Raw genomic sequence first — 23456 nt, forward strand, 5'->3', positions numbered from 1 at the left:
CAGTCCTCAAAAAGCCACTATTTCATAATATTTCCCACATAATCTCTGTAATACATAACAATATTACATGACAAGAATAGATTATACAGAAGCCGGTTGTCATCTAATTTTAGTGCAGTCAGCTCTTTTATACGATTCAATTTGTTCAGTATAGTGTTTCTGTGAAAAAACATATCTTTAGCAGTTTCAGTAACATTACAGTTATGGGTTATGTAGGAATAAAGAACATCCAATAAGTCAGTATGATTCTGAAAATCATGTATCATAAGCGTCCATACGGCAGGATGAGTAAGATAAACTATATTGGAATGTCCTACATGCTTGATATAACTTTCAAAAGCCAGGTCTATCAATTGAAAGCATGAATTTTCAAGATGGGGATAAATATTGTTGTATTTTGGCTTAAGTCCCATTTTCTCAGAAATATCAAGGACTGATCTGGCATTAAAATACAATGTGTAAAGATGTTCTATCGCTCTGCTTGAATTGCTAATACCTGCATGCAAATGATAATGCTCAAGCATTTCAGAAAGCATTCCGTAATCAAATTCAAATTGTGGATAAACTCCGTCCCATTTGTCCTTTTGGGATTGGGTATGAATTATAATAAATTCTTGGGTTTTTCTGTAATAGAATACATTCATATCCGGAAATAGCTGACTTATAGAGAACAATATCTTCTTAATGGTTCTTTCATCTAAAGTCTTGCCGTCTTCATTTCCGCTTTGCGATTCATTTTGAAAATACCTTACAACAAATATGGCCATATAATTGCCAAGCCTATGAGGAAGAAGCATTGCCTTCTCTGCTGTATCAGATTTATTGTCAGTCTTATTAGCTATTACCGTATCCCAGAATTTTGAGCATATCTCTTCTGCTGATATTTGTAAGTGTTTTTGCTTGTTGAGATTGGCAATACGGTTAAAAAAATTTTTTTCGGAAATTGATAAGATCAAAACGTTACTTCTTATCTCTTTTACTTTATCAATTGAAATTTCATCAGCTGAATTAAAAAGCACAAAGAGTGTATTTGTATTCTTAGATTGAAGTATTGGATAGAGACTTTCAAAACAGGAATAATCTCCTGCATAAATTGTGCAGAATACGTTATTAGATGAAATGATGGTGCTCATCCCCGGATATAAATATCTGATTCCATCGTAAAGATTACAGTTAAGCTCAGTGGTTAAAATGTTTTTATATACTATCTCCGTATTGAAAATATTGATAAATTCAGAAATGTTCATAGTGCCCTCACGCCAAGAATCATATATCAGATCAAATCATTCATAAATTTTTTTGCAAGCTCTCTATCGGCAGAATCAGTCCTATATACGCCGTATATTTCCCATTTATAGGCGTCCTTTATTGGAATAGCTCTTATATCTTCATTGTCTTCAAAGAACTGTGGGCATATTCCTATTCCGATTTCACTTTTAACAAGCCTGTAGATTGAACGCCCTTCGGCTACCTTAGCCACTATTTCAGGCATAAAGCCATTGACCTGACAGATGTTGTTGATATCCTGATAAATATGATAGTTTTCATTCATGGAGATGATTGGCTCATCTTTAATGTCTTTTATTTCAACCTGCGCAGCATCCCATAATCTGTGGCCCCTATAAACATATAAAACCACATCTATTGCTTCTACAAGCTGCACTGACAGCCCAGGATCACCGGGCTTTCCCACCACGAATCCAAAACTTATCTCATCATTTATAACCTGCTTTAGGATTTTCTTATTTTCATACTCCGACCAACTGGCCACCAGTTCAGGATTGTCATTCATAAAATTATTTATCCTGGCTATATCAATTACCCTGATAGTCCCTGCAGCAAAACCAACTCTGAATCTCTTTTCCTTGTTGTCCACAACCTCAATTGAGGACAACATTTCATTTATATCCTTGATGATCTTCTGAGACTTTTCGTAAAAGACCTTGCCGCTTTCGGTAGGCATAAGACCATCTTTACTTCGATTAAAAAGCTGAGTGCCACACTCATCCTCCAGCCCTTTGATAATCTTACTAAGGCCTTGTGGAGACAAAAAGAGCTTACTAGCTGCAGTCTGCAGATTATGTTCCTCATATACAGTTTGAAAACACTTTAGATTTCTTGTATTCATAAAAAATATTTTATTATAAAATCCCCTGCCAAACAATGTGCTTGGCAGGGGACTGTATATAAAAGTATTAATGAATTAGATGTGATTTGCTACTTCGAAAGCATCCCAGATAGCATACATGATGTTTGATACCTGTCTTGCATCACCAAGAAGATATACTTCATCGATGTCATTCTTGTACTGGTTGTAGAGTGATGACTCACTTGTGTATCCAACGCAAAGAGTTACGCTGTCTGCAGCGATCTCTTTTACATCTCCACCGACTTCAGCCTGAAGCTTTCCATCCTTGTAGCCTGTAACCTTTGCTCCTGTAACAACCTCGATTCCATTGAATGGAATGAGCTGTTCAAGCATTTCCTTGTTGGCACTGCAAAGAGGTCCGTTTACTGCAAGAAGCTTATCAAGAGCTTCTACGATAGTAACCTTTTTGCCCTTCTGAGCAAGGTCAAGAGCAAGCTCACAGCCAACGAGTCCGCCACCAACTACAACAGCGTTGTCTCCGGTTTCTTTTTCTCCGAGAAGAACCTGCTCAGCTGTATATACTTTTTCATCATCGCCAAGAGAGAACTTCTTTGGACGAGAACCTGTAGCGAAGATTACTGCGTCAAAAGATTTATCCAAGATCTCTTTTTCTGTAGCCTTAGTATTCATGTGAACTTCAACGCCAAGGCGAACCATTTCATCTTCATACCACTTAGCAAGTGCAATGTCATCTTCCTTGAAAGCAGGAGCGCCACCGGGGATGAGGTTACCGCCAAGTCTTGAAGATGCTTCATAAAGGACAGGCTCATGGCCTCTTTCAGCAAGTACTCTTGCAGCTTCACATCCGGCTACACCGCCACCCACAATAAGAACTTTTTTCTTCTTAGCAACAGGTGTGTACTGGTTAAGTCTCTCTTTTCCACACTGTGGATTAACAGCACAGTTGATAAGTGAGTAAGTCTGGATACGTCCCATGCAGCCTTCCTGGCAGCTGATACAAGGACGAACCTGTGAAACATTTCCTCTGCGGATCTTGTTAACGATATCAGGGTCTGCAAGTGTAGGTCTTCCAAGAGATACCATGTCACAGATATTATTGTTAAGGCACTCAATAGCAGTGTCTGGATTATCTACACGACCTGCCATGATAACAGGAATGTTTACATTCTCTTTAGTAATTCTTGCAAACTCTTTATATGGAGCCTTCTCCATATACATCGGTGGGTGATTCCACCACCAGGCATCGTATGTGCCGGCATCTACGTCAAGGGCATCATAGCCATACTTCTCAAGGAGCTTTGCTGCCTCGATACCTTCTTCAATATCACGGCCCTTTTCTTCAAATTCTTCTCCAGGAAGAGCACCCTTACGGAAATCTTTTATCATACTCTTAAGTGAGAATCTAAGAGCAACAGGGAAATCCCAGCCGCATGTCTTTGCGATTTCTTCACGGATTTCTTTTGCAAACCTGAGTCTGTTCTCAAGTGATCCGCCATACTCATCAGTACGCTGGTTAAAGAATGAGATAGCAAACTGATCGATAAGGTATCCTTCATGAACAGCATGGATCTCAACACCATCAAAACCAGCTCTCTTAGCATTGTAAGCGCCCTTGCCAAAGCTCTCTACGATGCCGTGGATCTCTTCTACAGTAAGAGGACGACAAGTCTTGTCAAGCCATCTGTGTGGAACTGCAGAAGCAGATACTGGTGGGAACTCTCCTAAGTTTGTAGGGATAGTAACTCGTCCAAATCCACCACTCATCTGAAGGAAGATCTTGGAGCCATAAGCATGAACTCTTTCTGTCATCTCACGGCTTGTTCTTACGAACTGAACCGGGTTGTAAGTTGAGTTTGGTGTGTTAGGGAATGAAGGCTTTTCAACCTCTGTATCAGAGAATGTTACACCTGTGATGATAAGGCCGATTCCGCCCTGTGCACGTCTTGTATAATAGTCAATTCCTCTGTCATTCCAGCCACCTTCGCAGTCTCCAAGACCAAGTGGTCCCATAGGAGCCATTGCGTAGCGGTTCTTGATTTCGAGCTTACCGATCTTGATAGGCTCAAAAAGTCCTTGGTACTTCATTAAATCTCCTCCTTATTTTTAATGACATACGCCATTTGTTATTTTTTTGTCATAATATGCATTAATTTTAACCTATGATTTTTTTACAAGCCATCAACAAAAAGTTTCATACGCTAAACAATAATTTTATATTAAGCCGGACATGTTTTTTCTCCATAAAAATAGCCCTACACCGTTTTTAAACCGGCATAGGACTATTTATTAAAGTGGGTTTACGAACCTTTTTATAATTAAAACTTACTGCTGTGAAAGCCAAGCATCAAGCTGTTCCTGCTTTGCATTAAGGATATCATCATAGCCTGCCTCCTTAAGTGCCTGACGGAACTCAGAGAGAGCTAACTCTGTATCAACTGAACCGCAAGCGATACCTGGAAGGTACTGCTGGATCACATTGCTTACTGCTGTGTACTGTGTCTGAACAGAGGAAGGATCAAATGTGAAGCCCATAGCTGGTGAGCAAGGAGCATTGTGGTTCTGCTCATCCTCCCAGGCAAGAGACTCTGCTGAGCCTGAGCCCTCAAGTGGCCACTGAATAAAGAAGTTTCCAAGTACACCGCAAGAAAGCTGTGCTGTATAAGGAACAGTTGCTGCGTCCTGTCCTTCAGGGTAAGAAACTGTGCCATCAGCATTCTTCACATAATCTTCACCCTCAATGCCATAGAGCATTGTGTTGATAACTTCAGGATCTGTATATGTAAGGTTAAGGAACTTAAGTGCTGCATCAGGATTCTCTGATGTGGATGCAATAACCTGTGCTACTGCATTCATTGAAGATGTATCAAGATAAGCATCTCCAAGGGCAATTGCACCAACTTCATAACCTGAAGGAGCAGAAAGAGAAGCTGCTGTATCTTCAAGTGGATAGCTGTATGAAGCAGAATATGCGAAATATCCGCCTGATGACATGAGCTCTGCTGCCGCAGAAGTTGTTGTTGCTGCATCCTTCATGATGTAGTCACTCTTGTACCAGTCTCTGATAAGAGAAGCATACTTCTCAAAATCTGCAAGATCATAGTAGCTTGTTACTGTCATATTATCACCCTGAAGGACACCTGTTGGTGATGCAAAAGAATCACCAAGCCAGTCGATAGATGGAATCCATCTTGTAAGGCCGCTGTCACCCTGTGAAACAGGTGCAAGTGGTGTAATTTCAGGATGTGCCTCTTTTACCTGAGCAAAGATAGCTGTAAGATCATCTACACTCTTAACTGATTCCATATCAAGGCCAAGTTCCTCAGCAAGGTCCTTTCTGTAGATCAGCATAGGCTGAAGAGCAAAAGGCTTAAGTGTTGGAATAGCATAAAGCCTTCCATCGTACATTGTGGTCTTAAGCCACTCCTCTTCAAAAAGAGCTTTAAGTTCAGGAGCATCTGTATCGACCATATCTGTTATGTCATAGCACATATCACTTGCAATAGAATTGCCAAGATCACCCAAAGTGTGGAAAATATCAACTTCACCGTTCTGAACAGCAAGGCTTACCTGCTGAGTATAGTCAGCAATTGAAAGAGGCATAAGATGAACTTCTACGCCGATCTTTTCTCTTGTGATCTGGTTAAGTGCCTCTTCTACCTTTGAAGTATCATCAGGAACTGTGTTGAATGTAACAAATGCGTATGTAATCTGTGCATAGTCGCCATCCTCTGCTTTTGAAGCAGTCTGGACAGAACTATCTGAGTCCGCATTACTACCGGATGTTTCTGCAGAAGATCCACAGGCAACAAGTGAAAATGCCATAGCTCCGGCAAGTAACATACTTACAATTTTCTTTACCATAATAACCTCCCTTGTTAAAATGTGCATTTTATATTGTGCACTCATTATACAAAAGGGTGTTAATCATTCTCTTTCAAAAACAAGCTTTGATTTTTTGATTTTAAGGTTTTTATCCATTTGTCTGATTATGATACTCATTTGGAGTAAGTCCCGTATTCTTTTTGAATACCGTTGAAAAATAGGAGAAGTTGTCAAACCCTACTTCTGTAGCGACGTCACTTATGCGAACGTCAGCCCGTGACAGAAGTTCTTTTGCCTTATCTATTCTAAAATCAGTTATATACTGCTTAAGGCTGACTCCGGTCTCTTTTTTAAACATCTTGGCCATATACTCAGGAGTAAGATAAACACTCTCCGCAATCTCATTCCTTGAGATATCTTCCTTGTAATGCTCATGAACAAAAGCCTTGGCTCTTGAAACTATAGAGTCTGATGCCTCAACCTCTGAGACATAATCAAGGGTTGTTGAAATGATATAAACCTGCCATCTCATCATATTCATGAGAGAGTCCGTTGACTGTCTGGCAAGAGACTCTGATGCTTCATTGGCAAAAAGCTGCGTCGCCTGAATCTCTTTGCTGTGAAGATAAACAAAAACAATCTGAAGCAGATCCTGCTTTATTTCTGTAAGAGCTGCTGCATCCAGTTTTTTGGCTGCTGCCAGATTTTCCATGCTAAACTTCAAAAGATTCAACAGTTCTTTCTTTTTCTTTTCATTCAGGAGAAGTCTTATCTCCTGTTGATCCAGCATATGTCCTTTTTCTGATGCAAGAACTATCTCATCATTCTCATGGAATATCTTCCCCTTCGAGGCAACATTGTTTTTATCAAGTTCCTCCATGTGGGTCTTTGCAAGATAGAGCTTCGATATGCTGCAGGGATTCCCAATATAGATTGTGATGGTATTTTTTAGCTTTTCTCGGGCTTCCTCGAGTATTTCTGCATCGCCCACGCTCATACGCTCATTTATTATTCCCGTTTTGGAGTCTTCTACAACAACCGCAGTATATACAATTCCCTTTACGCGATAGTTTACAAATTTACTTTCAGAAATTCCGATAAATATCCTTTCGCACAGGATAGAAACCAGTTCTTTTTCATACGCACCGGCTCTGCCCGCTCCCCAGCTTTCCTCAATCTGCTCAATATTGCCGCTTGATATGATATAAAGCCTGTAATCAATTTCCGGGGCTATATTTAATCTTCTCTGCTCTATTTCCTTACTGATTACAGATTCATCTGCAACAATTCTCTGCTGCAAAACATCAAGCCAGAACATTGCCTCTACATACTCAAGATTTCCGGAATACCATTCTTCGTATATAGATGCCTTCTGACTCTCCTGCTTTTCATGTATTCTCTGGAGAGCCATATTAAGCTCTGCTTCCATTCTGTCTGCATTGAAGGGCTTTACCACATATCCGCTGGCTTTGTATTCTATGGCCTGCCTTGCATAGTCAAATTTTTCATGGCTTGTAAGGAAGATAAACTCAGTGTCAAAAGAGTTCTCCCTGGCCCACTTGATAAGGTCCAGTCCACTTCCCATAGGCATCTCGATATCACAGATAGCAAGGCTTATCTCATTCTCTTCAAAAAGCTTCTGCGCTGTTTTTATGTTGTATGCTTTATGAACTTTTTCGATATGAAATTTATCCCAGTCAACCGCATTTACTATGACATCGACCGTGGGAAAATCATCATCAATTACGATAGCTTCCATACACTGCTCTGCCTCTTTACTCTCTTTGGTATCCACATATCAACTTTACTGCCGTGAGGCTCTTTATTAGAAAATTCTATCAGGTCATCTCTTCTGTACATCAGACTTAAAGTCTTTTTGAGATTCCAAAGGCCTATTCCATGTCCATTTTCTTTTACTGCCACATTACCATTTTTTACCTGCAAAAGAAATTCCGAAGGGAACCCAACTCCATCATCCTCCACGACAATATGGCACATCTCCTCACCATTTCGCTCTTCAAGCTTACAGGAAATAAGTATTGAAGTAAGGTTATCCACAGAAACAGTGTGTTTATAAATGTTTTCCAGAATTGTATGAATAAGAAGCTGTGGAACAGGATAATCGAGTATTTTTTCATCAATGTCAATAAAATCAAATACGCATCCCGGATACAGAATTTCCTGCATCGCAATATAGTCTTTTATATGCTCTATCTCTTCCGTCAAAGGAACAGTGTGCATTCCGGATTTAAAAAGATATCTCACGTTTCTGGAGAGTCTTTCTATGTAATCACGTATTTCCTCATTCCGATCCTGATAAGACATACTGTGTATCGTAGTAAGCGCATTTAAGAAAAAGTGAGGTTTTATCTGAAGCTGTACGTATTTTAGCGTTGCTTCATCAAACTGAATTCTCTCCTCATAAGAGCGCATTCGCAGATTGACAATTGTGTCTATCATCTGATTAAAGCTGTTATTTATCTGTCTGAACTCAACTGTATCTGCTTTGTTGGGAAGTCTAAGCGACTGTTCTCCATTTTCTATCTTTTTCATGGCAATAAGTAATTCCCGCAACGGGGCATATACCACTCGCCTTGTATAAAGAGTTATGACACCCAGCAAAACGATCGCCGAAACAACAAGCAGTATTATAATAAGCTGTATCGTTTGATAGTTTCCATATACTCTGTGTTTTTCCAATGCCACAAAAATACCAAAATCCCCTTTTGCTGATGGTCCACCAAGTACAAGATATTTTCCGTCATCAGACCATGAAGCACCCGAACTCACTTTAAAGCTAAGATCTGAGCTTGTGATCTCTCCATTATCCGTCTGAACAATAATGTCGTTATTAATATCAGTTATCGCGTAGCATACTGAATCATTAGTTATGAGTCTTTCCAAAATTCCTGATATATTTACCAGTGCCCCAAGCATACGATTTTTATTTTTATAAAGGCGTAGAAGATATTTCTTTTCTCCGATCTGTCTGTATATCCATTTAGATGGCATGTTTCCTGGATACTCCAGGATCATTTCTTCTATGCTCTGACGGATCATTACAGTATCGTTATAATTTAGGCCGTTTGCAGTCTTAGCTATATAGTTATTTCCAATAAGATCATAGAAAAAAATAGTCTCAACGTCAGTACTACTACCTGCTATGTTCTTCAGAGTCTGTAACATGTTTTGTTGTGCTATAGCCTTCTGGACATCCGTGCCATTTTTAAAAGCAGAAATATCAGCATTATCCTGCAGAACAACAGCAAGAGCCTGTTCATTAGCCTTTAAAACTTCTTCTATTTCATAATCCGAGATTTCTTTTGCCTGTGATAGCGTAGCCCCCGCAGCGCTCTCCAATGTGGTCCTGGTATTCCACCATATGGCTGACAAAATGATTATCATCAGGATCATGTAGAATAGAACCGCAGATGCAATTGTACGTATAAAAGAGTTATTCTTTTCTTTTAGCTTTTGCATAATAAACCTTTGTACCTGTCTAATTGGTATTTCAGAACCGTTAGCGCCCTGGATTGTGGTTCTTCTCTTAATGCCGCCTCTAACTTATCATAATCGATTCTCAATGTCACACCTGCCAGCTGTGCCTGCATTTCCAGACTGGATGAGAAGGGCTGCCCATATGCCGATTCAATATTCTCATCAATAGAATTATCCATTGGAAAGCGTGTAAGATCACTAAGAAGACCAGCTCCATTGTCAAACACAGGTGCTTCAAAACATTCTTCTGTTTCTGTATCCACAATTATTCCAAGATTATTAAAATGCCTGTCGGTATTCAATATAAGCATATCAAATGCAAGTATTTTTGACAGATAATCACTGCAATCAAATCCTGTGTAATCACGTATAAATTCTTTTATAAAATTTATCCTATCCTGAGGATCATCCATAATGATAATGCGCTCAGACAGGTTCCCTCCAAAATACATATCATACAATCTTTGAAAACTCAAAAAAGAACATCCTTCTTTTAAAAAATTCTGAGATCTGCATCCTTTTTTCCCATTGATAGTACATTCTTCGTATCTGACAAAATAATCCACATTCGAACAGGAAAGAACAAGCGATGCCAACTGCTCAGTTTTTCCTTCATAACCTGCTCTGTTCTCTTTATACCAAAATCCCTTATCAAAATATTTTGGCTGAGTTCCCTTTGAACTTCCTGCAACCATCACCATCGCACGAGGGCTTAACTTGTAGTCTCTCATATCAATTTGACATCCTTCCATTTTATTTTTTCATCGTGAAGCTTAATCCAAAAAGTATCTTCATAAGTCACTCCGTGAGACAGTTTAATAAATTCATAAGGATTATTGGATGTAAGATTAGCTTTTTCTAAAATTCTATCAAGGTCCGCCCGTCCATCCTCGTAGCATCTGTCCTTCAAAAAAGAATAAAAGCGCTCTAAATTAAGCCTGTTTCCGGAAAATGGTTGTCCTATACCATCTTTCTTTATTTTGTTGAATTTAATATTTTTTCTACTTCTATCAAGTTCCACTATACACACTATTTCATCTCGATCCATAACATCATATACTGTATAATCTACCGGAGTCAGGTGTATATCCATGCCAAGCACATCCAATATAGAAAGAAGTGTATCTAAAGAAGGCATCTGCTTTCCCAATTCAAATCTACTATAATTTGACTGTTTAATACCGCATAGCTTCGCCACCTGCGCTTGAGTCATTCCAAGAGCTTTTCTTCTTTTCTTTATTTTTATGATTATTTCTTCAACATTTTGTTTCATGCGTTATTCCTCTGTAATTAGAATATATCATTTTTGATATATTATCAAACAAAAAAAGAAGCTGCAAAAATGATTTCTCATTTTTACAGCCTCTCGTCTTTATAACACTCATTTTTTATGCAGTTTCTTCTGCCTTATTTCCTGTATAGAGCTGGTAGTAACGCTGCTTCTTGGCAATGAGTTCATCGTGAGTTCCCTGCTCTACGATGCGGCCCTGCTCAAGGACTACGATGCAGTCACTGTTTTTAACAGTTGAAAGTCTGTGGGCAATAACAAAGGTAGTTCTGCCCTTCATGAGTTTATCCATACCATCCTGAACGATCTTCTCTGTACGTGTGTCGATTGATGAAGTAGCTTCATCAAGAATAAGTACAGGCGGATCTGCTATGGCAGCTCTGGCAATAGCAAGGAGCTGACGCTGACCCTGTGAGAGGTTTGCTCCATCACCTGTAAGCATTGTGTCGTATCCCTCAGGAAGTCTTTTAATAAAGCTGTGTGCATTTGCAAGCTTAGCTGCTGCAATTACTTCTTCGTCTGTGGCATCAAGCTTTCCGTAACGGATATTGTCGCGCACAGTTCCTGTGAAAAGATGTGTATCCTGAAGTACTATTCCAAGTGAACGGCGAAGATCAGCTTTTTTTATCTTGTTGATATTGATGTTGTCGTATCTTATCTTACCATCCTGGATATCATAAAATCTGTTGATAAGGTTTGTGATCGTTGTCTTTCCTGCACCAGTTGAACCAACAAATGCGATCTTCTGACCAGGCTTTGCATGAAGGACGATATCGTGAAGAACCATCTTTTCATCTGTATAACCAAAGTCAACGCCATTAAATGTAACATCGCCTTCCATCGGCTGATAGGTTGTTGTACCTTCTGCCTTGTGGTAATGCTTCCATGCCCAATGTCCTGTATGATGATCAGCCTCAACAACTTCTCCGTCTTTAATCTCTGCATCAACAAGAGTTACATAGCCTTCATCAGTTTCAGGCTGTTCATCAAGAAGTCTGAAAATACGCTCAGCTCCTGCAAGGGCCATGATTATTGAGTTGAACTGCATGCTCACCTGGTTGATAGGCATTGAGAAGCTCTTATTGAAAGTAAGGAAACTTGCAAGAGCACCAACAGTGAAGCCTACCGCAACTGAGTCAGAAAGAGCTATCGCTCCACCTATCATAGCGCAGATAACATAGCTGGTATTACCAAGCTGAGCATTTATAGGTCCAAGAGCACCTGAAAAGCCGTTAGCCTTAAATGAGCTCTCATAAAGCTGCTGATTGAGCTCATCGAATTTTTCGATTGCTTCCTGCTCATGATTGAATACTTTGATTACCTTCTGACCAGTCATCATCTCTTCGATATAACCATTTAATGAGCCGATGTTCTTCTGCTGAGCTACGAAGTTTTTACCTGAAGCCTTTGTGGCCTTAGCTGAGCAAAACAGCATAATTCCAACCATCAAAAGAGTTATCAGAGTCAATGGAATACTGAGCACAACCATAGAGATCAGAACACTCACGATTGTGATCGCACTGCTGAGCATCTGTGGAATACTCTGGCTTATCATCTGTCTTAATGTATCAATATCATTGGTGTAGATTGACATGATGTCGCCATGGGCATTTGTATCAAAGTACTTTATAGGAAGACTCTCCATGTGGACAAAGAGCTCTTCACGGAGTTTTCTCAATGTTCCCTGGTTAATATAGATCATAACCTTCGCCTGAACAAAAGCTGCGATAACACCTATTCCATAGAAAATCGCAACTCTTCCCATCGCAGCAAGAAGTGGGCCGTAGTCACTGTTTCCACTGTCAAGCATTGGCTGAATGTAGGAATCAATAAGTGTCTTTGTGAAAAGAGTTCCCTGAACGCTTGAAAATACTGTTAACAGTATGCAAACAAGCACAGTTATCATATGTAAAGGATAGTATTTAAAAACATATCCCATTATTCTTTTAAATAAAGCACCGGGGTTTTGCACCTTAGGTCTTGGCATTCCACGTCTGTTTCCACCGCCGGGACCTGTTTTTATCTGTTTTGTATCTGCCATCTTCATACCTCTCTATTTTCATCAAAATCTGCGTCGCCGCTCATTCCGGTCTGTGACTCATATACTTCCCTATAAATATCATTGGATTTAAGAAGTTCATCATGTGATCCAAATCCATTCACTTTACCATCGTCCATAACGATTATTCTGTCGCATCCCTGAACTGAGCTTATACGCTGAGCAATGATAAGCTTTGTAGTTCCAGGTATTTCCTCTGCAAAAGCCTTCCTGATCTTGGCATCTGTAGCTGTATCAACAGCACTTGTTGAATCATCAAGGATAAGGATCTTAGGCTTCTTTAAAAGAGCTCTTGCGATACAAAGTCTCTGTCTCTGTCCGCCGGAAACATTGGTTCCGCCCTGCTCGATCTCTGTGTTATAGCCCTGAGGCATTTTCTCTATGAATTCGTCAGCACAGGCCATTTTGCAGGCTCTCTGGCATTCTTCCAAAGTCGCGTCCTTATTGCCCCATCTGAGGTTATCAAGAATTGTTCCTGAGAACAGCACATTCTTTTGAAGTACTACAGAAACCTGATCTCTCAAAGTCTCAAGATCATAATCTCTTACATCGATGCCGCCGACTTTAACAGAACCGCCTGTGACATCATAGAGTCTGCTTATAAGGTTAACCAAAGATGACTTGGCTGAACCGGTTCCGCCGATAATTCCAATAGTCTCACCGGATTTAATATCAAGATTTATGTCTTTTAACACCGGTTCCTCGGAAGTCTTGTTATAAGCAAAATTAACGTGCTTAAATGAAATACTTCCATCCGGCACTTTCATAACGGGATCAGAATTATTTGTAATATCTGTCTTTTCCTCAATTACTTCTGCAATACGCTTACCACTTGCTGTTGCCATCGTGATCATTACAAATATCATGGCAAGCATCATGAGGTTCATAAGAATTGTCATGCAATATGTCAAAAGACTCATGAGGTTACCGGTAGAAAGACTACCTCCAACAATCATGTGTGCTCCCAGCCAGCTGATAAGAAGGATGCAGGCATATACAGTTCCTGTCATTATAGGACTCATGTATACTACATTCATTTCTGCTTTCACAAACATGTTGTAGATATTAAGTGCTGCCTTTTTAAACTTGTTGTTCTCGTAGTCTTCTCTTACATATGCCTTAACTACTCTGATAGCCGAAACATTCTCCTGAACACTTTCGTTAAGGGCATCATACTTTTCAAATACTTCTTTGAAATACTTTGTAGCCTTATTCATGATAAAAATCATTATGATTGAAAGAATGATAACTGCTATTAAATATATTGAAGCAAGTTCTGAATTGATGGTAAAAGCTGCAATCATAGCAATTACAAGAGATGAAGGTGCTCTCATTGCCATTCGAAGTATCATCATATATGCATTCTGAATATTGGTCACATCTGTTGTAAGTCTTGTTACAAGTCCTGATGTTGAGAACTTATCAATGTTTGAAAATGAAAAGGTCTGGATATTATCAAACATGGCCTTTCTTAAGTTCCTTGCAAATCCGGCAGATGCTTTTGAGCCGAAATAGGCTCCGCCAAGTCCCGCACAAAGCCCTAAGATAGCAATAACTATCATCATTCCACCGGTTCTGAAAATAAGTCCCATATCATTGCCATATATGCCAAGATCCACTATTCTCGCCATCAGAATAGGAATCACCATTTCGCATATAACTTCGCCAATCATACAGATTGGTGTCAATATGGATGGAAGTTTGAATTCCTTAAGTTCTTTTAATAATGTCTTAACCATAAGTCTCTCCTTTTAATAATCTTAGCTAAGGGATCTGAGATTATCAATTATTCTGTCCAGATAACCTCTAAGCTGCAGAATTTCTTCTTCACTAAACCCACTTACAAGATAATTGTCTGTATGGTGCCTTCTCTCTTTGTTTTTTTCAACAAACTCCAGACCCTTTTCAGTAAGCGTTATATTTCGATACTTCCTGTTTTCGGGGTCTGTAACAACCTGAATCATCTCTTTTTCCACAAGCCTTTTTATAAGGCCTATAGTCGTGGGATGTTTGATGTGAAGTGCATCTGAAATGTCCTTCTGCGTAACTTTTTTCTCACGGTTTCCGTCAAGATAGGAAATAACCATAAGCTGAGAAAAAGTCATATCATCCTCCCGGAGCTGTTTATTAAAAACAGCAACAAAAGCCTCATGAACAAGCTTGAATTTAAAGCTTATGGGCTCATGCTCCCTGTCTCTAAAAAACTCTCTTGCATCATCTGTGCAATCCATGTCTACCTCGCTTTTTTGTAATCATATATAAAAGACAACATGTAGTTAGCTACATTTAATATAATAAGTAGCTAGCTACATGTTGTCAATACTTGTTAATATAACTTCATAATTATTTCATATTTAAAGACTCCCCTCTTTTTTTGAAGGGAGTCTTTCTCATTATTCTCTTGTCTCTTCTTTTAAGAGAGCCACAATATCTTTTTCATTATCAAGAGCCATTACTTTTTGAGTTAATTTATCAGCTTCTTCTTTACTCCATTTGGATATGATACATCTGGCTGTAAGAACAAGAACCGGATTGACGCTAAACTCAGTCAGACCATAAGAAATAAGAAGAGGAATCATCATAGGATCTGCCGCCGCTTCTCCACACATACCTACCGGAATTCCGGCTTTTCTTCCGCATTCTATAATGTGCTTAATAGATCGAAGCACAGAAGGCTGGAAGGTAGAGTAAAGATATGCAACATCAGCATTACCTCTGTCAACACTCATAGTATACTGGGTAAGATCATTGGTGCCAATCGAGAAGAAATCCGACTCTTTTGCAAGGATATCCGCAATAAGCGATGCAGAAGGTGTTTCAATCATGCATCCAACCTCAATATCCTTGTCATAAGCTATCTGCTTTTCGTCAAAATCCTTTTTTATTTCCTCTACAAGCGCCTTAACCGCTCTAAGTTCATCAATGCAGGTCACAAGCGGAATCATGATCTTTACTTTTCCAAAAGCGCTGGCACGCATGATTGCACGAAGCTGTATCTTATAACTGTCTTTATTGCCAAGGCAATATCTGACAGCCCTGTATCCAAGGAATGGATTTTCTTCCTTCTTCATATTGAGGTAAGGAATATCCTTATCTCCACCAATATCAAGAGTTCTTATAATCACAGGCTTGCCGCCCATGGTCTCTGCAGCTTCCTTGTAGGCTGCAAACTGCTCATCTTCTGATGGCATATGATTGTTGTCCATGAACAGAAACTCTGAACGGAACAGTCCTATTCCTTCACCATCACATTCAATCGCTTTTTTGGCATCCTTGGGAGTTCCGATATTACAGAACAACTCAACCGACTCACCATCAAGAGTCTTGGTTTCCTTTCCAAGAAATCCCTTAAGTTCTGATTGTTTTTTTATGAACTCTTCTCTCTTAAGAATAAACTGTGAAAGAATGTCTCCTTCCGGATTTATATAGACATTTCCCTCTGTTCCATCAACAACTGCAGTATCCTTGTCCTTTACAAGTTTGGTTATGTCCGGCACCGAAAGAACTGCAGGAATTTCCAATGCTCTGGCAAGAATAGCTGAGTGTGAAGTCTTTCCGCCTATCTCTGTCAAAATACCCACAACATTATCTTTGTTGATCTGGGATGTCATTGAAGGAGTCAGATCCTTGGCTACAAGTACTGTACCCGGGGCTACTTTACTTATATCTACATCCTTTATTCCAAGGAGAATTTTGAGCATAGAAACTTTGACATCGCTGATATCTGATGCTCTCTGACGCATCAAGTCATCGTCCATCTTTGAGAACATGCCAATGAACATGTCACAAACCGCTTCAACAGCAGCCTCGGCACACTGGCCGGAGTCGATCATTTTTGTCATCTCCCCCGCCATAGAAGGATCAGAAATCATAACAAGATGTCCTTCAAAGATTTCTGCTTCTTTAGGACCGATTCTCTTTCTGATATCTTCTGCCATAGCAGTAGTTTCAGCCTTGAATTCATCTATAGCTTTATTAAAACGTTCCTTTTCAGCATCTATGTCTTCTACTTTTTTTGCATCATATTTTAGTTCCTGCTCTACAATGACACATACGCTTCCGATTCCTATTCCGCGCGATGCGGCGATTCCTTTATACATCCGTATCCTCCTAAAATAAGGAAGTTCTGCTCTCGAACTTCGTTCTCGCCAGAACGACCATGACTACTAAACTCGATAAAACCTCGTTAAATCAGCAGATGTTCTGCTCTCGAACTTCGTTCTCGCCAGAACGACCATGCCTACTAAACTCGATAAAACCTCGTTAAGTCAGCAGAAGTTCTGCTCTCGAACTTCGTTCTCGCCAGAACGACCATGACTACTAAACTCGATAAAACCTCGTTAAGTAGTCATGGTCAATCTCCCAATCCACTCTCAACAAGTTCAACCGCTTTCTTTAAAGCCTCTGCTTCATCCGGACCATCGCACTGAATCTCTATCTCTGCCCCACATTTAATGCAGGCACTCATAAGCATCATAACGCTCTTTGCGTCGTAAGCTGTTCCATTAAAAACCACCTTAACATCACTGCTAAAAGGTGTTACGGTCTGGCAAAAAAGACTTGCCGGACGCATGTGCATTCCCTGTTCATTTGTTACTTTTACTGTCTGTGATACCATTTTTTTATCCTTTCTTAAAAACCCTAATGTACAGCCACCTTTTTTCCAGTGGCTGTACATAACTTATTGTTATATATCAGTCTTCTGCTTTCTTTTTAAGAAGACCGAGCATTAAGCATCCTACTACTGATCCAACAAGGAGAGCAACAAGATACATTGCTACATTACCTACTACAGGGAATACGAAGATTCCGCCGTGTGGAGCCATAAGTGTACATTTAAATACCATTGAAAGGGCTCCTGCAACACCTGAACCAACCATAAGTGATGGAATTACTCTTATAGGGTCAGCAGCTGCAAATGGGATTGCTCCTTCTGTAATAAAGCAGAGTCCCATAATAAAGTTAACAGGACCTGACTTCTGCTCAGCAGGAGTAAATCTGTTCTTAAAGAAAATAGTTGCAAGTGCAATTGCGATTGGAGGAACCATACCACCAACCATGATTGCAGCCATGATCATATATCCTGTTTCATTTTGGTTTGCAAGACTTGCAAGACCAAAAGCATATGCAGCCTTATTAAGAGGGCCGCCCATATCTGTAGCCATCATTGCACCAAGAAGAATACCAAGAACAACCATTGACCCGGTTCCCATTCCCTCAAGAAGTGCTGTAATACCTGCATTGATAGCACCAACAATAGGATTGATGGCACACATTACAATACCGATAATAAGAATTCCGCAAAGAGGATAGATAAGTACAGGCTTAATTCCTTCAAGCGCCTGTGGGAGCTTATCGCAGATCTTTTCCATCCACTTGACAAGGTAACCTGCTGCAAAACCTGCAACCAATGCACCAAGGAAAGCTGATGGAACATCTCCTGAAGGAGCTGCAAATGTTGCGCCTGTGCTTGCAAGAGCACCACCTACAAAACCAACTGCAAGACCGGGACGATCTGCAATACTCTGTGCTATAAATCCTGCAAGAATAGGTAGCATAAAGCCAAATGCTGTTCCGCCTATTGACTTGAACCATGCAGCCACGGGAGTATTGCTACCAAAGTTACTCGGATCAATTGAGTAATCATCCAAAAGGAATGCAATGGCAATAAGTATACCACCACCGATAACGAATGGAAGCATGTGTGATACACCGTTCATAAGATGCTTATATGCCTGACGTCCAACTGATTCATTTGAATCATCAGATGAAGCTGAAACCTTTCCGGAATGGTGATAAACTGATACATCTCCATCTGTTGCCTTCTTAAGAAGGTTCTCCGGATTATGGATAGCTTCTTTTGTTGAAGTAATGATTACAGGCTTTCCGTTGAATCTTCCCATATCAATGTTTTTATCACATGCTACGATAACTGCGTCTGCTTCTTCAATTTCTTTTGCTGTAAGAACGTCTTTTGCTCCGGCTGATCCGTCTTTCTCAACCTTTATATCAATTCCAAGCTCTTTTGCTTTGAGCTCCAAAGCTTCAGCAGCCATAAATGTATGAGCAATACCTGTAGGACAAGCAGTTACACCTACAAGCTTTTTAACCGAAGGTTTTGACTTGGCAGGTGTAGCCGCAGCTGCCTTTGCATTTACCTCTTTATCTTTTTCCGCTTCCTTATCATCAATAACTTTAAGGAACTCGTCAGCTGTCTTTGCTTCAAGAAGTTTTTTGGCAAAAGTCTGATCCATAAGAAGTGTCATAAGTTTTGAAAGAACTTCCAGATGAGTGTCCGCAGCTGTATCCGGTGCTGCAATCATGAAGAAAAGATTACTTGGATTTCCGTCAAGTGACTTGTAGTCAATTCCGTTTGGAATCGTTATAGCTGTAAGACCTGCATTTTTAACTGCCGCAGATTTTCCGTGAGGCACAGCGATTCCCATACCGATAGCCGTAGAACCCTTTTCTTCGCGGGCAATAATCGCCTTCTTAAACTCAGCTGCATCATGTAGATTTCCAACTTTTGAGTGCAGCTCTATCATTGCATCGATCGCGCTTTCCCTGTCAGTAGCAGGGCAATTCAAGAGTATACCCTCTTTCTTTAGTAAATCTGTGATTTTCATAGTCCCTCCTTGTATGCCTTATAGGCTATTATATAGTTCGTGTATTGCTTCTCCTGTTGCCAGATCATCTGAAAAAGCAGTTGCACTTCCGGCAGCAGTACCCATTTTTAGAGCCTCTTCGTAACTCCCTTTATTTAGATATCCGGCGATGAAACCAGCGACCATTGAATCGCCTGCTCCTACCGAATTTCTAACCTTCCCCTTAGGAACACCCACGCGGTATTTCTCACCGGTCTCAGTAATGAGCATTGAACCGTCACCAGCCATAGAAATAAGAACATTTCTGGCCCCCATCTCCTGAAGTTTTCTAGCATGTTCCTCAATCTCATCATCGGTCTTAAGAACCGTTCCAAACATCTCACCAAGTTCGTGATTGTTGGGCTTTATTAAAAATGGATGATACTTAAGGACGTTCTTTAAAAGATCCTTTGTGGCATCAACAACAACTTCGATCTTTTTATCGCAGACAAAAGAAATAATTCTTTCATAAACGTCGCTTGGAAGTGAATTTGGAATACTTCCTGCAAGAATAAGAATGTCGCCATCCTTAAGCTCTTTTATCTGTGCAAAAAGCTTATCCAGAGCATCAGCCGGGATCTTGGGGCCCTGAGCATTTATCTCTGTTTCAGCCTGTCCTTTTATCTTTACATTGATTCTTGAGATTCCATCGCTTAGCTTTATGAAGTCAGCTTTAATTCCTCTCTCATTTACACTCTTTTCGATTGCTTCTCCGGTGAAACCTGCAACGAATCCAAGAGCTGTATTGTCTATTCCCAAGTTCTTAAGAATAGTTGATACGTTGATTCCCTTTCCACCAAAGTAACATTCCTCAGAATCTGAGCGGTTTGTCATTCCAGGTAAAAGAGAATCGCTCATTCTGACTACATAATCAATTGCCGGATTAAAAGTAACCGTATAGATCATGTGTTTCCTCCTTACTTCATACAACCTTCACGATTGTTTTACTACTATAGTTCTTACTGGGCTCTTTATCTGTTATAATGCAGCAGCTTGTTATGTCTGCAAAAGTAACTGAACTAACCTGACCAAACTTGGTATGATCTGCCAGAACATAAGAGATATACGCATGTTTGACAGCTTCCTGCTTCACCAATGCTTCATCTACATCCGGTGTTGTAAACCCGGCCGGAATTGATATTCCGTTGGTTCCCATGAAAGCCTTTGTAAAATGATACTTACTTATTCCTTCAATACAGTCAGGACCGATTATTGCTTCTGTGGAAGCCTTGCATCTCCCGCCGATTATCATTGTACTCAGGCCCTTTTCCAGAAGCTTTTTGGCATGGACTATTCCGTTTGTAATATATTTGGCCTTGGTATTTTCTATGTACTTGATCATCTCAAGTGTTGTGGTACCGGAGTCAATATATACAAAGTCATCATCATATATTAAAGAAGCCGCATATTTACTGATTGCATTCTTCTCATCTTTATTAAGAGATGCCTTTGCCGATACAGAAGGCTCAAATGTAGTAACATCTCCTGCAATGATGGATGTGGCACCGCCAAAAACCTTCAGAATCTTCTTTTCATCATGAAGCACTGAAAGGTCACGACGAATAGTAGCGGCAGAAGCATCAAATTTCTCCATCAGTTCTGCTACTGTAACTGCATTGTTGTCATTGATATATGAAACTATCAGATCCCGACGCTCTTGTGTAAGCATATTCCCCTCTTAGTCTTTTTATTGAATAGATAATATCATTATATTTAATCAATTTCAATCAATATTAATCACAAATAATCATTCTGTATATTGTAAAATACTCACAAACATAATACAAGCAATCAAAAAGCGCTATTATTGATGAGTTTTTTTGAGCATTTAGGTTTTATTATAACCGGCACAAATATCAATAAATATATTCTAAAAAAAGAATAAAGCTTAGGGGTATTGCGTAAATCTTCTTTACAAAGGCGCTTCGAATAAACTAAAATATTATTAGGTTTTCATATTAAATCATGGAGGTAGCTGTCTTGGAAGGAATGCATTTAACTCATGAACAGGTTGATATCTTAGGTGAGATTGCAAATATAAGTATGGGAAATTCTGCAACAACCCTTAGCATGATGGTAAACAGAAAGGTCGACATCACGACTCCTAACGTCAAAGTGATCAAACGAAGTGAAGCTCTTGATGATTATGAAAAGACCTGTATTTTTGTGCAGATTCACTATGTTAAAGGTTTAGAGGGCAATAATGTACTGGTACTCAAAGAACATGATGTCAAGGTTATGACCGATCTCATGATGGGCGGTGATGGCACAAATACTTCCGGAGAAATCACGGAACTTCATCTGTCTGCTGCATCTGAAGCAATGAACCAGATGATGGGAACCAGCGCAACCAGTCTGTCTTCCATGCTGGGTGTTCCTACAGACATAAGTACTCCGATAGTTAATCAGATTGATGTGGAAAGCATAAAAGTTTTTGAAAAAATGTTTGATACTACTTATGATAAATTTGTTAAAATAGCCTTTAGGATGACAATAGGTGACCTTATCGATTCCGTTATGGTACAATTATATCCGGTACAGTTTGCAGAGGATATGTGCCAAAAATTTATGAACAAAGGAAAATAATATTTATAATGAATAAGGCAGAAACACTAGAAATCAAGAAACAGTTTACACCAGACAGATGCACCATTGATCACATCTGCGGATGCTACGTTGATCACGAAAAAAACAAGAGACTTACTTTCAGAAAGGCCTTTGGACAACTTCCTGAAGAAGAGATGTTTAAATATCTTGATATTTTCCAGCATACACTTGCAGGTACATTTGGCAAGAATCTGATCAGTCTTGAGTTTCCTCTTGACCAGGAACAACCGGGAGGAACTCAGGACTTTCTTTTGACTTTACGTAATTCAAGGCTCGAAGACGATGAGCTTGTAGATGAATTCTACGATAAGATCATCGCCAATTATATTAATGGTGAAAACTATTATATTATAGTCGTTCACGCAGTCTATGACATTCCGGGTGTCACAAATGATGGCATCGAAATGGAGGACGCATCCGATAAGATTTACGATTACATTCTTTGCAGCATATGCCCTGTAAAGTTATCAAAAGCCGGTCTCGGGTATAATGAATCCAAAAATGTGATTGAAGACAGATATCGCGACTGGGTTGTAGAGGGTCCCACAAAAGGATTTCTTTTCCCTGCTTTTATAGAGAGAGATACAGATATCCACAATATGCTCTATTTCACCAAAAAGCCCGATGATCTTCAGCCTGAATTTGTTGAAGCTATGTTCGGCGGAAGAGCTCCTATATCTGCTCCTGAGCAGAAGGATATATTTGATGCGGTTGTTCAGAACACAATCGGAGAAGATGCCGACTATGATATCATGAAAAATATCCACGACAATCTCAATGATATGATTGAAGATCACGAAGGAGATCCGGAACCTTTAGAGCTTTCAAAAAAAGATGTGAAGCAACTCCTTCAGGACAGTGGTGTTTCTGAGGAAAGACTTGGTTATTTTGAAGAAAACTACACCAAATGTGCAGGGGACGAGGATTTTCCTCTTCTTGCCAGCAATATTGCCAACACCAAAAAATTCGATATCGAAACTCCTGATGTCGTAATCAAAGTAAAACCCGATCGGACAGATCTTGTTGAATCAAAGATAGTGGACGGCAGACAATGCCTTGTAATTGCCGTAGATGATCATATTGAAGTAAACGGAATCAATGTAAGAACATTCATGAACAAGTAAAGAAAAAGAGCTTTTACTTTTTTGTAAGTAAAAGCTCTTTTTGTATTAGTGCATGCTGCGAAGCATCTCTATCGCCGTCTTAGGCTGATTGTCAATTTTGTAATTATAGTTATCGTACTTATTAAGAAGTCTTGCACGCATCTCCTCAGGATGATTATATAACTGATCCATTACTCGGTCAAAAACCTGTTTCCATTCACCCATATCGTCGCCTCCATTTATAAAAGACCAACAACAGTAGCGTGATTTATATTATCTGTTTTTCATTAATTATTCAATGACATTTTTCACAAAAAAGTGTGAA

Annotated in this window: 19 protein-coding genes; 2 read left to right on the forward strand and 17 right to left on the reverse strand. The window is 39.7% G+C overall.

Translation table 11 applies throughout. From position 1 onward, the window contains the following. Window positions 1-17: 17 nt before the first annotated feature. From J6O61_RS13245 to J6O61_RS13320, 16 genes are all read right to left on the reverse strand, one after another. Window positions 18-1247 carry a PucR family transcriptional regulator gene (locus J6O61_RS13245; protein WP_292214149.1) on the reverse strand — a complete coding sequence of 410 codons (1230 nt, stop codon included), beginning with the start codon at window positions 1245-1247 and terminating at the stop codon, window positions 18-20. A 26-nt stretch (window positions 1248-1273) separates the two neighbouring features. Next, window positions 1274-2128 (reverse strand): LysR family transcriptional regulator, encoded by an 855-nt coding sequence (locus J6O61_RS13250; RefSeq protein ID WP_292214151.1) that lies wholly within the window; start codon window positions 2126-2128, stop codon window positions 1274-1276. Window positions 2129-2203: 75 nt separating this feature from the next. Beyond that, the gene (locus J6O61_RS13255; RefSeq protein ID WP_292214154.1) at window positions 2204-4195 is read right to left on the reverse strand and encodes an oxidoreductase; all 1992 of its coding nucleotides are present in this window, start codon (window positions 4193-4195) and stop codon (window positions 2204-2206) included. Window positions 4196-4432: 237 nt separating this feature from the next. Beyond that, complete coding sequence (locus J6O61_RS13260) at window positions 4433-5971, reverse strand: ABC transporter substrate-binding protein (protein ID WP_292214157.1); 1539 nt, start codon at window positions 5969-5971, stop codon at window positions 4433-4435. A gap of 109 nt (window positions 5972-6080) precedes the next feature. Further along, the gene (locus J6O61_RS13265; RefSeq protein WP_292214160.1) at window positions 6081-7691 is read right to left on the reverse strand and encodes a response regulator transcription factor; all 1611 of its coding nucleotides are present in this window, start codon (window positions 7689-7691) and stop codon (window positions 6081-6083) included. Next, entirely contained in the window at window positions 7676-9412 is a 1737-nt protein-coding gene (locus tag J6O61_RS13270) for a sensor histidine kinase (protein ID WP_292214163.1), read from the reverse strand. Before J6O61_RS13270 ends, J6O61_RS13265 begins: the two co-directional genes overlap by 16 nt. Continuing rightward, window positions 9400-10161, reverse strand: a complete 762-nt coding sequence (locus J6O61_RS13275; protein WP_292214165.1) for a hypothetical protein — start codon at window positions 10159-10161, stop codon at window positions 9400-9402. Before J6O61_RS13275 ends, J6O61_RS13270 begins: the two co-directional genes overlap by 13 nt. Beyond that, window positions 10158-10703, reverse strand: a complete 546-nt coding sequence (locus J6O61_RS13280) for a helix-turn-helix domain-containing protein (RefSeq protein ID WP_292214168.1) — start codon at window positions 10701-10703, stop codon at window positions 10158-10160. The genes J6O61_RS13275 and J6O61_RS13280 overlap by 4 nt, the downstream gene beginning before the upstream one ends. 115 nt (window positions 10704-10818) lie before the next feature. Continuing rightward, entirely contained in the window at window positions 10819-12759 is a 1941-nt protein-coding gene (locus J6O61_RS13285) for an ABC transporter ATP-binding protein (protein WP_330613788.1), read from the reverse strand. 2 nt (window positions 12760-12761) lie between these two features. After that, window positions 12762-14516: an ABC transporter ATP-binding protein gene (locus J6O61_RS13290; protein WP_292214172.1), complete on the reverse strand. Its 1755-nt coding sequence runs from the start codon at window positions 14514-14516 to the stop codon at window positions 12762-12764. Between the two features lie 21 nt (window positions 14517-14537). After that, window positions 14538-15008 carry a MarR family winged helix-turn-helix transcriptional regulator gene (locus J6O61_RS13295; protein WP_292214175.1) on the reverse strand — a complete coding sequence of 157 codons (471 nt, stop codon included), beginning with the start codon at window positions 15006-15008 and terminating at the stop codon, window positions 14538-14540. 162 nt (window positions 15009-15170) lie between these two features. Further along, window positions 15171-16877, reverse strand: a complete 1707-nt coding sequence (gene ptsP / locus J6O61_RS13300; RefSeq protein WP_292214178.1) for a phosphoenolpyruvate--protein phosphotransferase — start codon at window positions 16875-16877, stop codon at window positions 15171-15173. A gap of 254 nt (window positions 16878-17131) precedes the next feature. Then, entirely contained in the window at window positions 17132-17395 is a 264-nt protein-coding gene (locus tag J6O61_RS13305; protein ID WP_292214181.1) for an HPr family phosphocarrier protein, read from the reverse strand. 76 nt (window positions 17396-17471) lie between these two features. Further along, on the reverse strand, window positions 17472-19403 hold the full coding sequence (locus J6O61_RS13310) for a PTS fructose transporter subunit IIABC (RefSeq protein ID WP_292214184.1): 1932 nt from the start codon (window positions 19401-19403) through the stop codon (window positions 17472-17474). Window positions 19404-19421: 18 nt separating this feature from the next. Beyond that, entirely contained in the window at window positions 19422-20327 is a 906-nt protein-coding gene (gene pfkB, locus J6O61_RS13315; protein ID WP_292214186.1) for a 1-phosphofructokinase, read from the reverse strand. Between the two features lie 16 nt (window positions 20328-20343). Beyond that, window positions 20344-21090 (reverse strand): DeoR/GlpR family DNA-binding transcription regulator, encoded by a 747-nt coding sequence (locus J6O61_RS13320; protein WP_292214188.1) that lies wholly within the window; start codon window positions 21088-21090, stop codon window positions 20344-20346. 320 nt (window positions 21091-21410) lie between these two features. On the opposite strand from J6O61_RS13320, the gene fliY reads away from it, so the two are divergent. Then, the gene (fliY, locus tag J6O61_RS13325; RefSeq protein ID WP_292214227.1) at window positions 21411-22007 is read left to right on the forward strand and encodes a flagellar motor switch phosphatase FliY; all 597 of its coding nucleotides are present in this window, start codon (window positions 21411-21413) and stop codon (window positions 22005-22007) included. Window positions 22008-22015: 8 nt separating this feature from the next. Continuing rightward, window positions 22016-23152, forward strand: coding sequence for a DUF4317 domain-containing protein (locus J6O61_RS13330; RefSeq protein ID WP_292214191.1), 1137 nt, complete (start codon window positions 22016-22018; stop codon window positions 23150-23152). Window positions 23153-23197: 45 nt separating this feature from the next. Here the strand turns inward: J6O61_RS13330 and J6O61_RS13335 are convergent, their stop codons facing one another. Beyond that, window positions 23198-23356 (reverse strand): hypothetical protein, encoded by a 159-nt coding sequence (locus tag J6O61_RS13335; RefSeq protein WP_292214193.1) that lies wholly within the window; start codon window positions 23354-23356, stop codon window positions 23198-23200. Window positions 23357-23456: the final 100 nt, after the last annotated feature.

The organism is Butyrivibrio sp. (genome assembly GCF_017635265.1).
GTDB lineage: Bacteria > Bacillota > Clostridia > Lachnospirales > Lachnospiraceae > Butyrivibrio.

What these genes read in the sequence shown, in the direction of transcription:
- ptsP (WP_292214178.1), bottom strand. Translation starts at nt 16,877, where the DNA reads ATGTATAAAGGAATCGCCGCATCGCGCGGAATAGGAATCGGAAGCGTA.
- pfkB (WP_292214186.1), bottom strand. Translation starts at nt 20,327, where the DNA reads ATGATCTATACGGTTACTTTTAATCCGGCAATTGATTATGTAGTCAGA.
- J6O61_RS13260 (WP_292214157.1), bottom strand. Translation starts at nt 5,971, where the DNA reads ATGGTAAAGAAAATTGTAAGTATGTTACTTGCCGGAGCTATGGCATTT.
- J6O61_RS13255 (WP_292214154.1), bottom strand. Translation starts at nt 4,195, where the DNA reads ATGAAGTACCAAGGACTTTTTGAGCCTATCAAGATCGGTAAGCTCGAA.
- J6O61_RS13280 (WP_292214168.1), bottom strand. Translation starts at nt 10,703, where the DNA reads ATGAAACAAAATGTTGAAGAAATAATCATAAAAATAAAGAAAAGAAGA.
- J6O61_RS13290 (WP_292214172.1), bottom strand. Translation starts at nt 14,516, where the DNA reads ATGGTTAAGACATTATTAAAAGAACTTAAGGAATTCAAACTTCCATCC.
- J6O61_RS13275 (WP_292214165.1), bottom strand. Translation starts at nt 10,161, where the DNA reads ATGAGAGACTACAAGTTAAGCCCTCGTGCGATGGTGATGGTTGCAGGA.
- J6O61_RS13335 (WP_292214193.1), bottom strand. Translation starts at nt 23,356, where the DNA reads ATGGGTGAATGGAAACAGGTTTTTGACCGAGTAATGGATCAGTTATAT.
- J6O61_RS13245 (WP_292214149.1), bottom strand. Translation starts at nt 1,247, where the DNA reads ATGAACATTTCTGAATTTATCAATATTTTCAATACGGAGATAGTATAT.
- J6O61_RS13305 (WP_292214181.1), bottom strand. Translation starts at nt 17,395, where the DNA reads ATGGTATCACAGACAGTAAAAGTAACAAATGAACAGGGAATGCACATG.
- J6O61_RS13285 (WP_330613788.1), bottom strand. Translation starts at nt 12,759, where the DNA reads ATGGCAGATACAAAACAGATAAAAACAGGTCCCGGCGGTGGAAACAGA.
- J6O61_RS13320 (WP_292214188.1), bottom strand. Translation starts at nt 21,090, where the DNA reads ATGCTTACACAAGAGCGTCGGGATCTGATAGTTTCATATATCAATGAC.
- J6O61_RS13310 (WP_292214184.1), bottom strand. Translation starts at nt 19,403, where the DNA reads ATGAAAATCACAGATTTACTAAAGAAAGAGGGTATACTCTTGAATTGC.
- J6O61_RS13265 (WP_292214160.1), bottom strand. Translation starts at nt 7,691, where the DNA reads ATGGAAGCTATCGTAATTGATGATGATTTTCCCACGGTCGATGTCATA.
- J6O61_RS13330 (WP_292214191.1), top strand. Translation starts at nt 22,016, where the DNA reads ATGAATAAGGCAGAAACACTAGAAATCAAGAAACAGTTTACACCAGAC.
- J6O61_RS13270 (WP_292214163.1), bottom strand. Translation starts at nt 9,412, where the DNA reads ATGCAAAAGCTAAAAGAAAAGAATAACTCTTTTATACGTACAATTGCA.
- J6O61_RS13250 (WP_292214151.1), bottom strand. Translation starts at nt 2,128, where the DNA reads ATGAATACAAGAAATCTAAAGTGTTTTCAAACTGTATATGAGGAACAT.
- fliY (WP_292214227.1), top strand. Translation starts at nt 21,411, where the DNA reads ATGCATTTAACTCATGAACAGGTTGATATCTTAGGTGAGATTGCAAAT.
- J6O61_RS13295 (WP_292214175.1), bottom strand. Translation starts at nt 15,008, where the DNA reads ATGGATTGCACAGATGATGCAAGAGAGTTTTTTAGAGACAGGGAGCAT.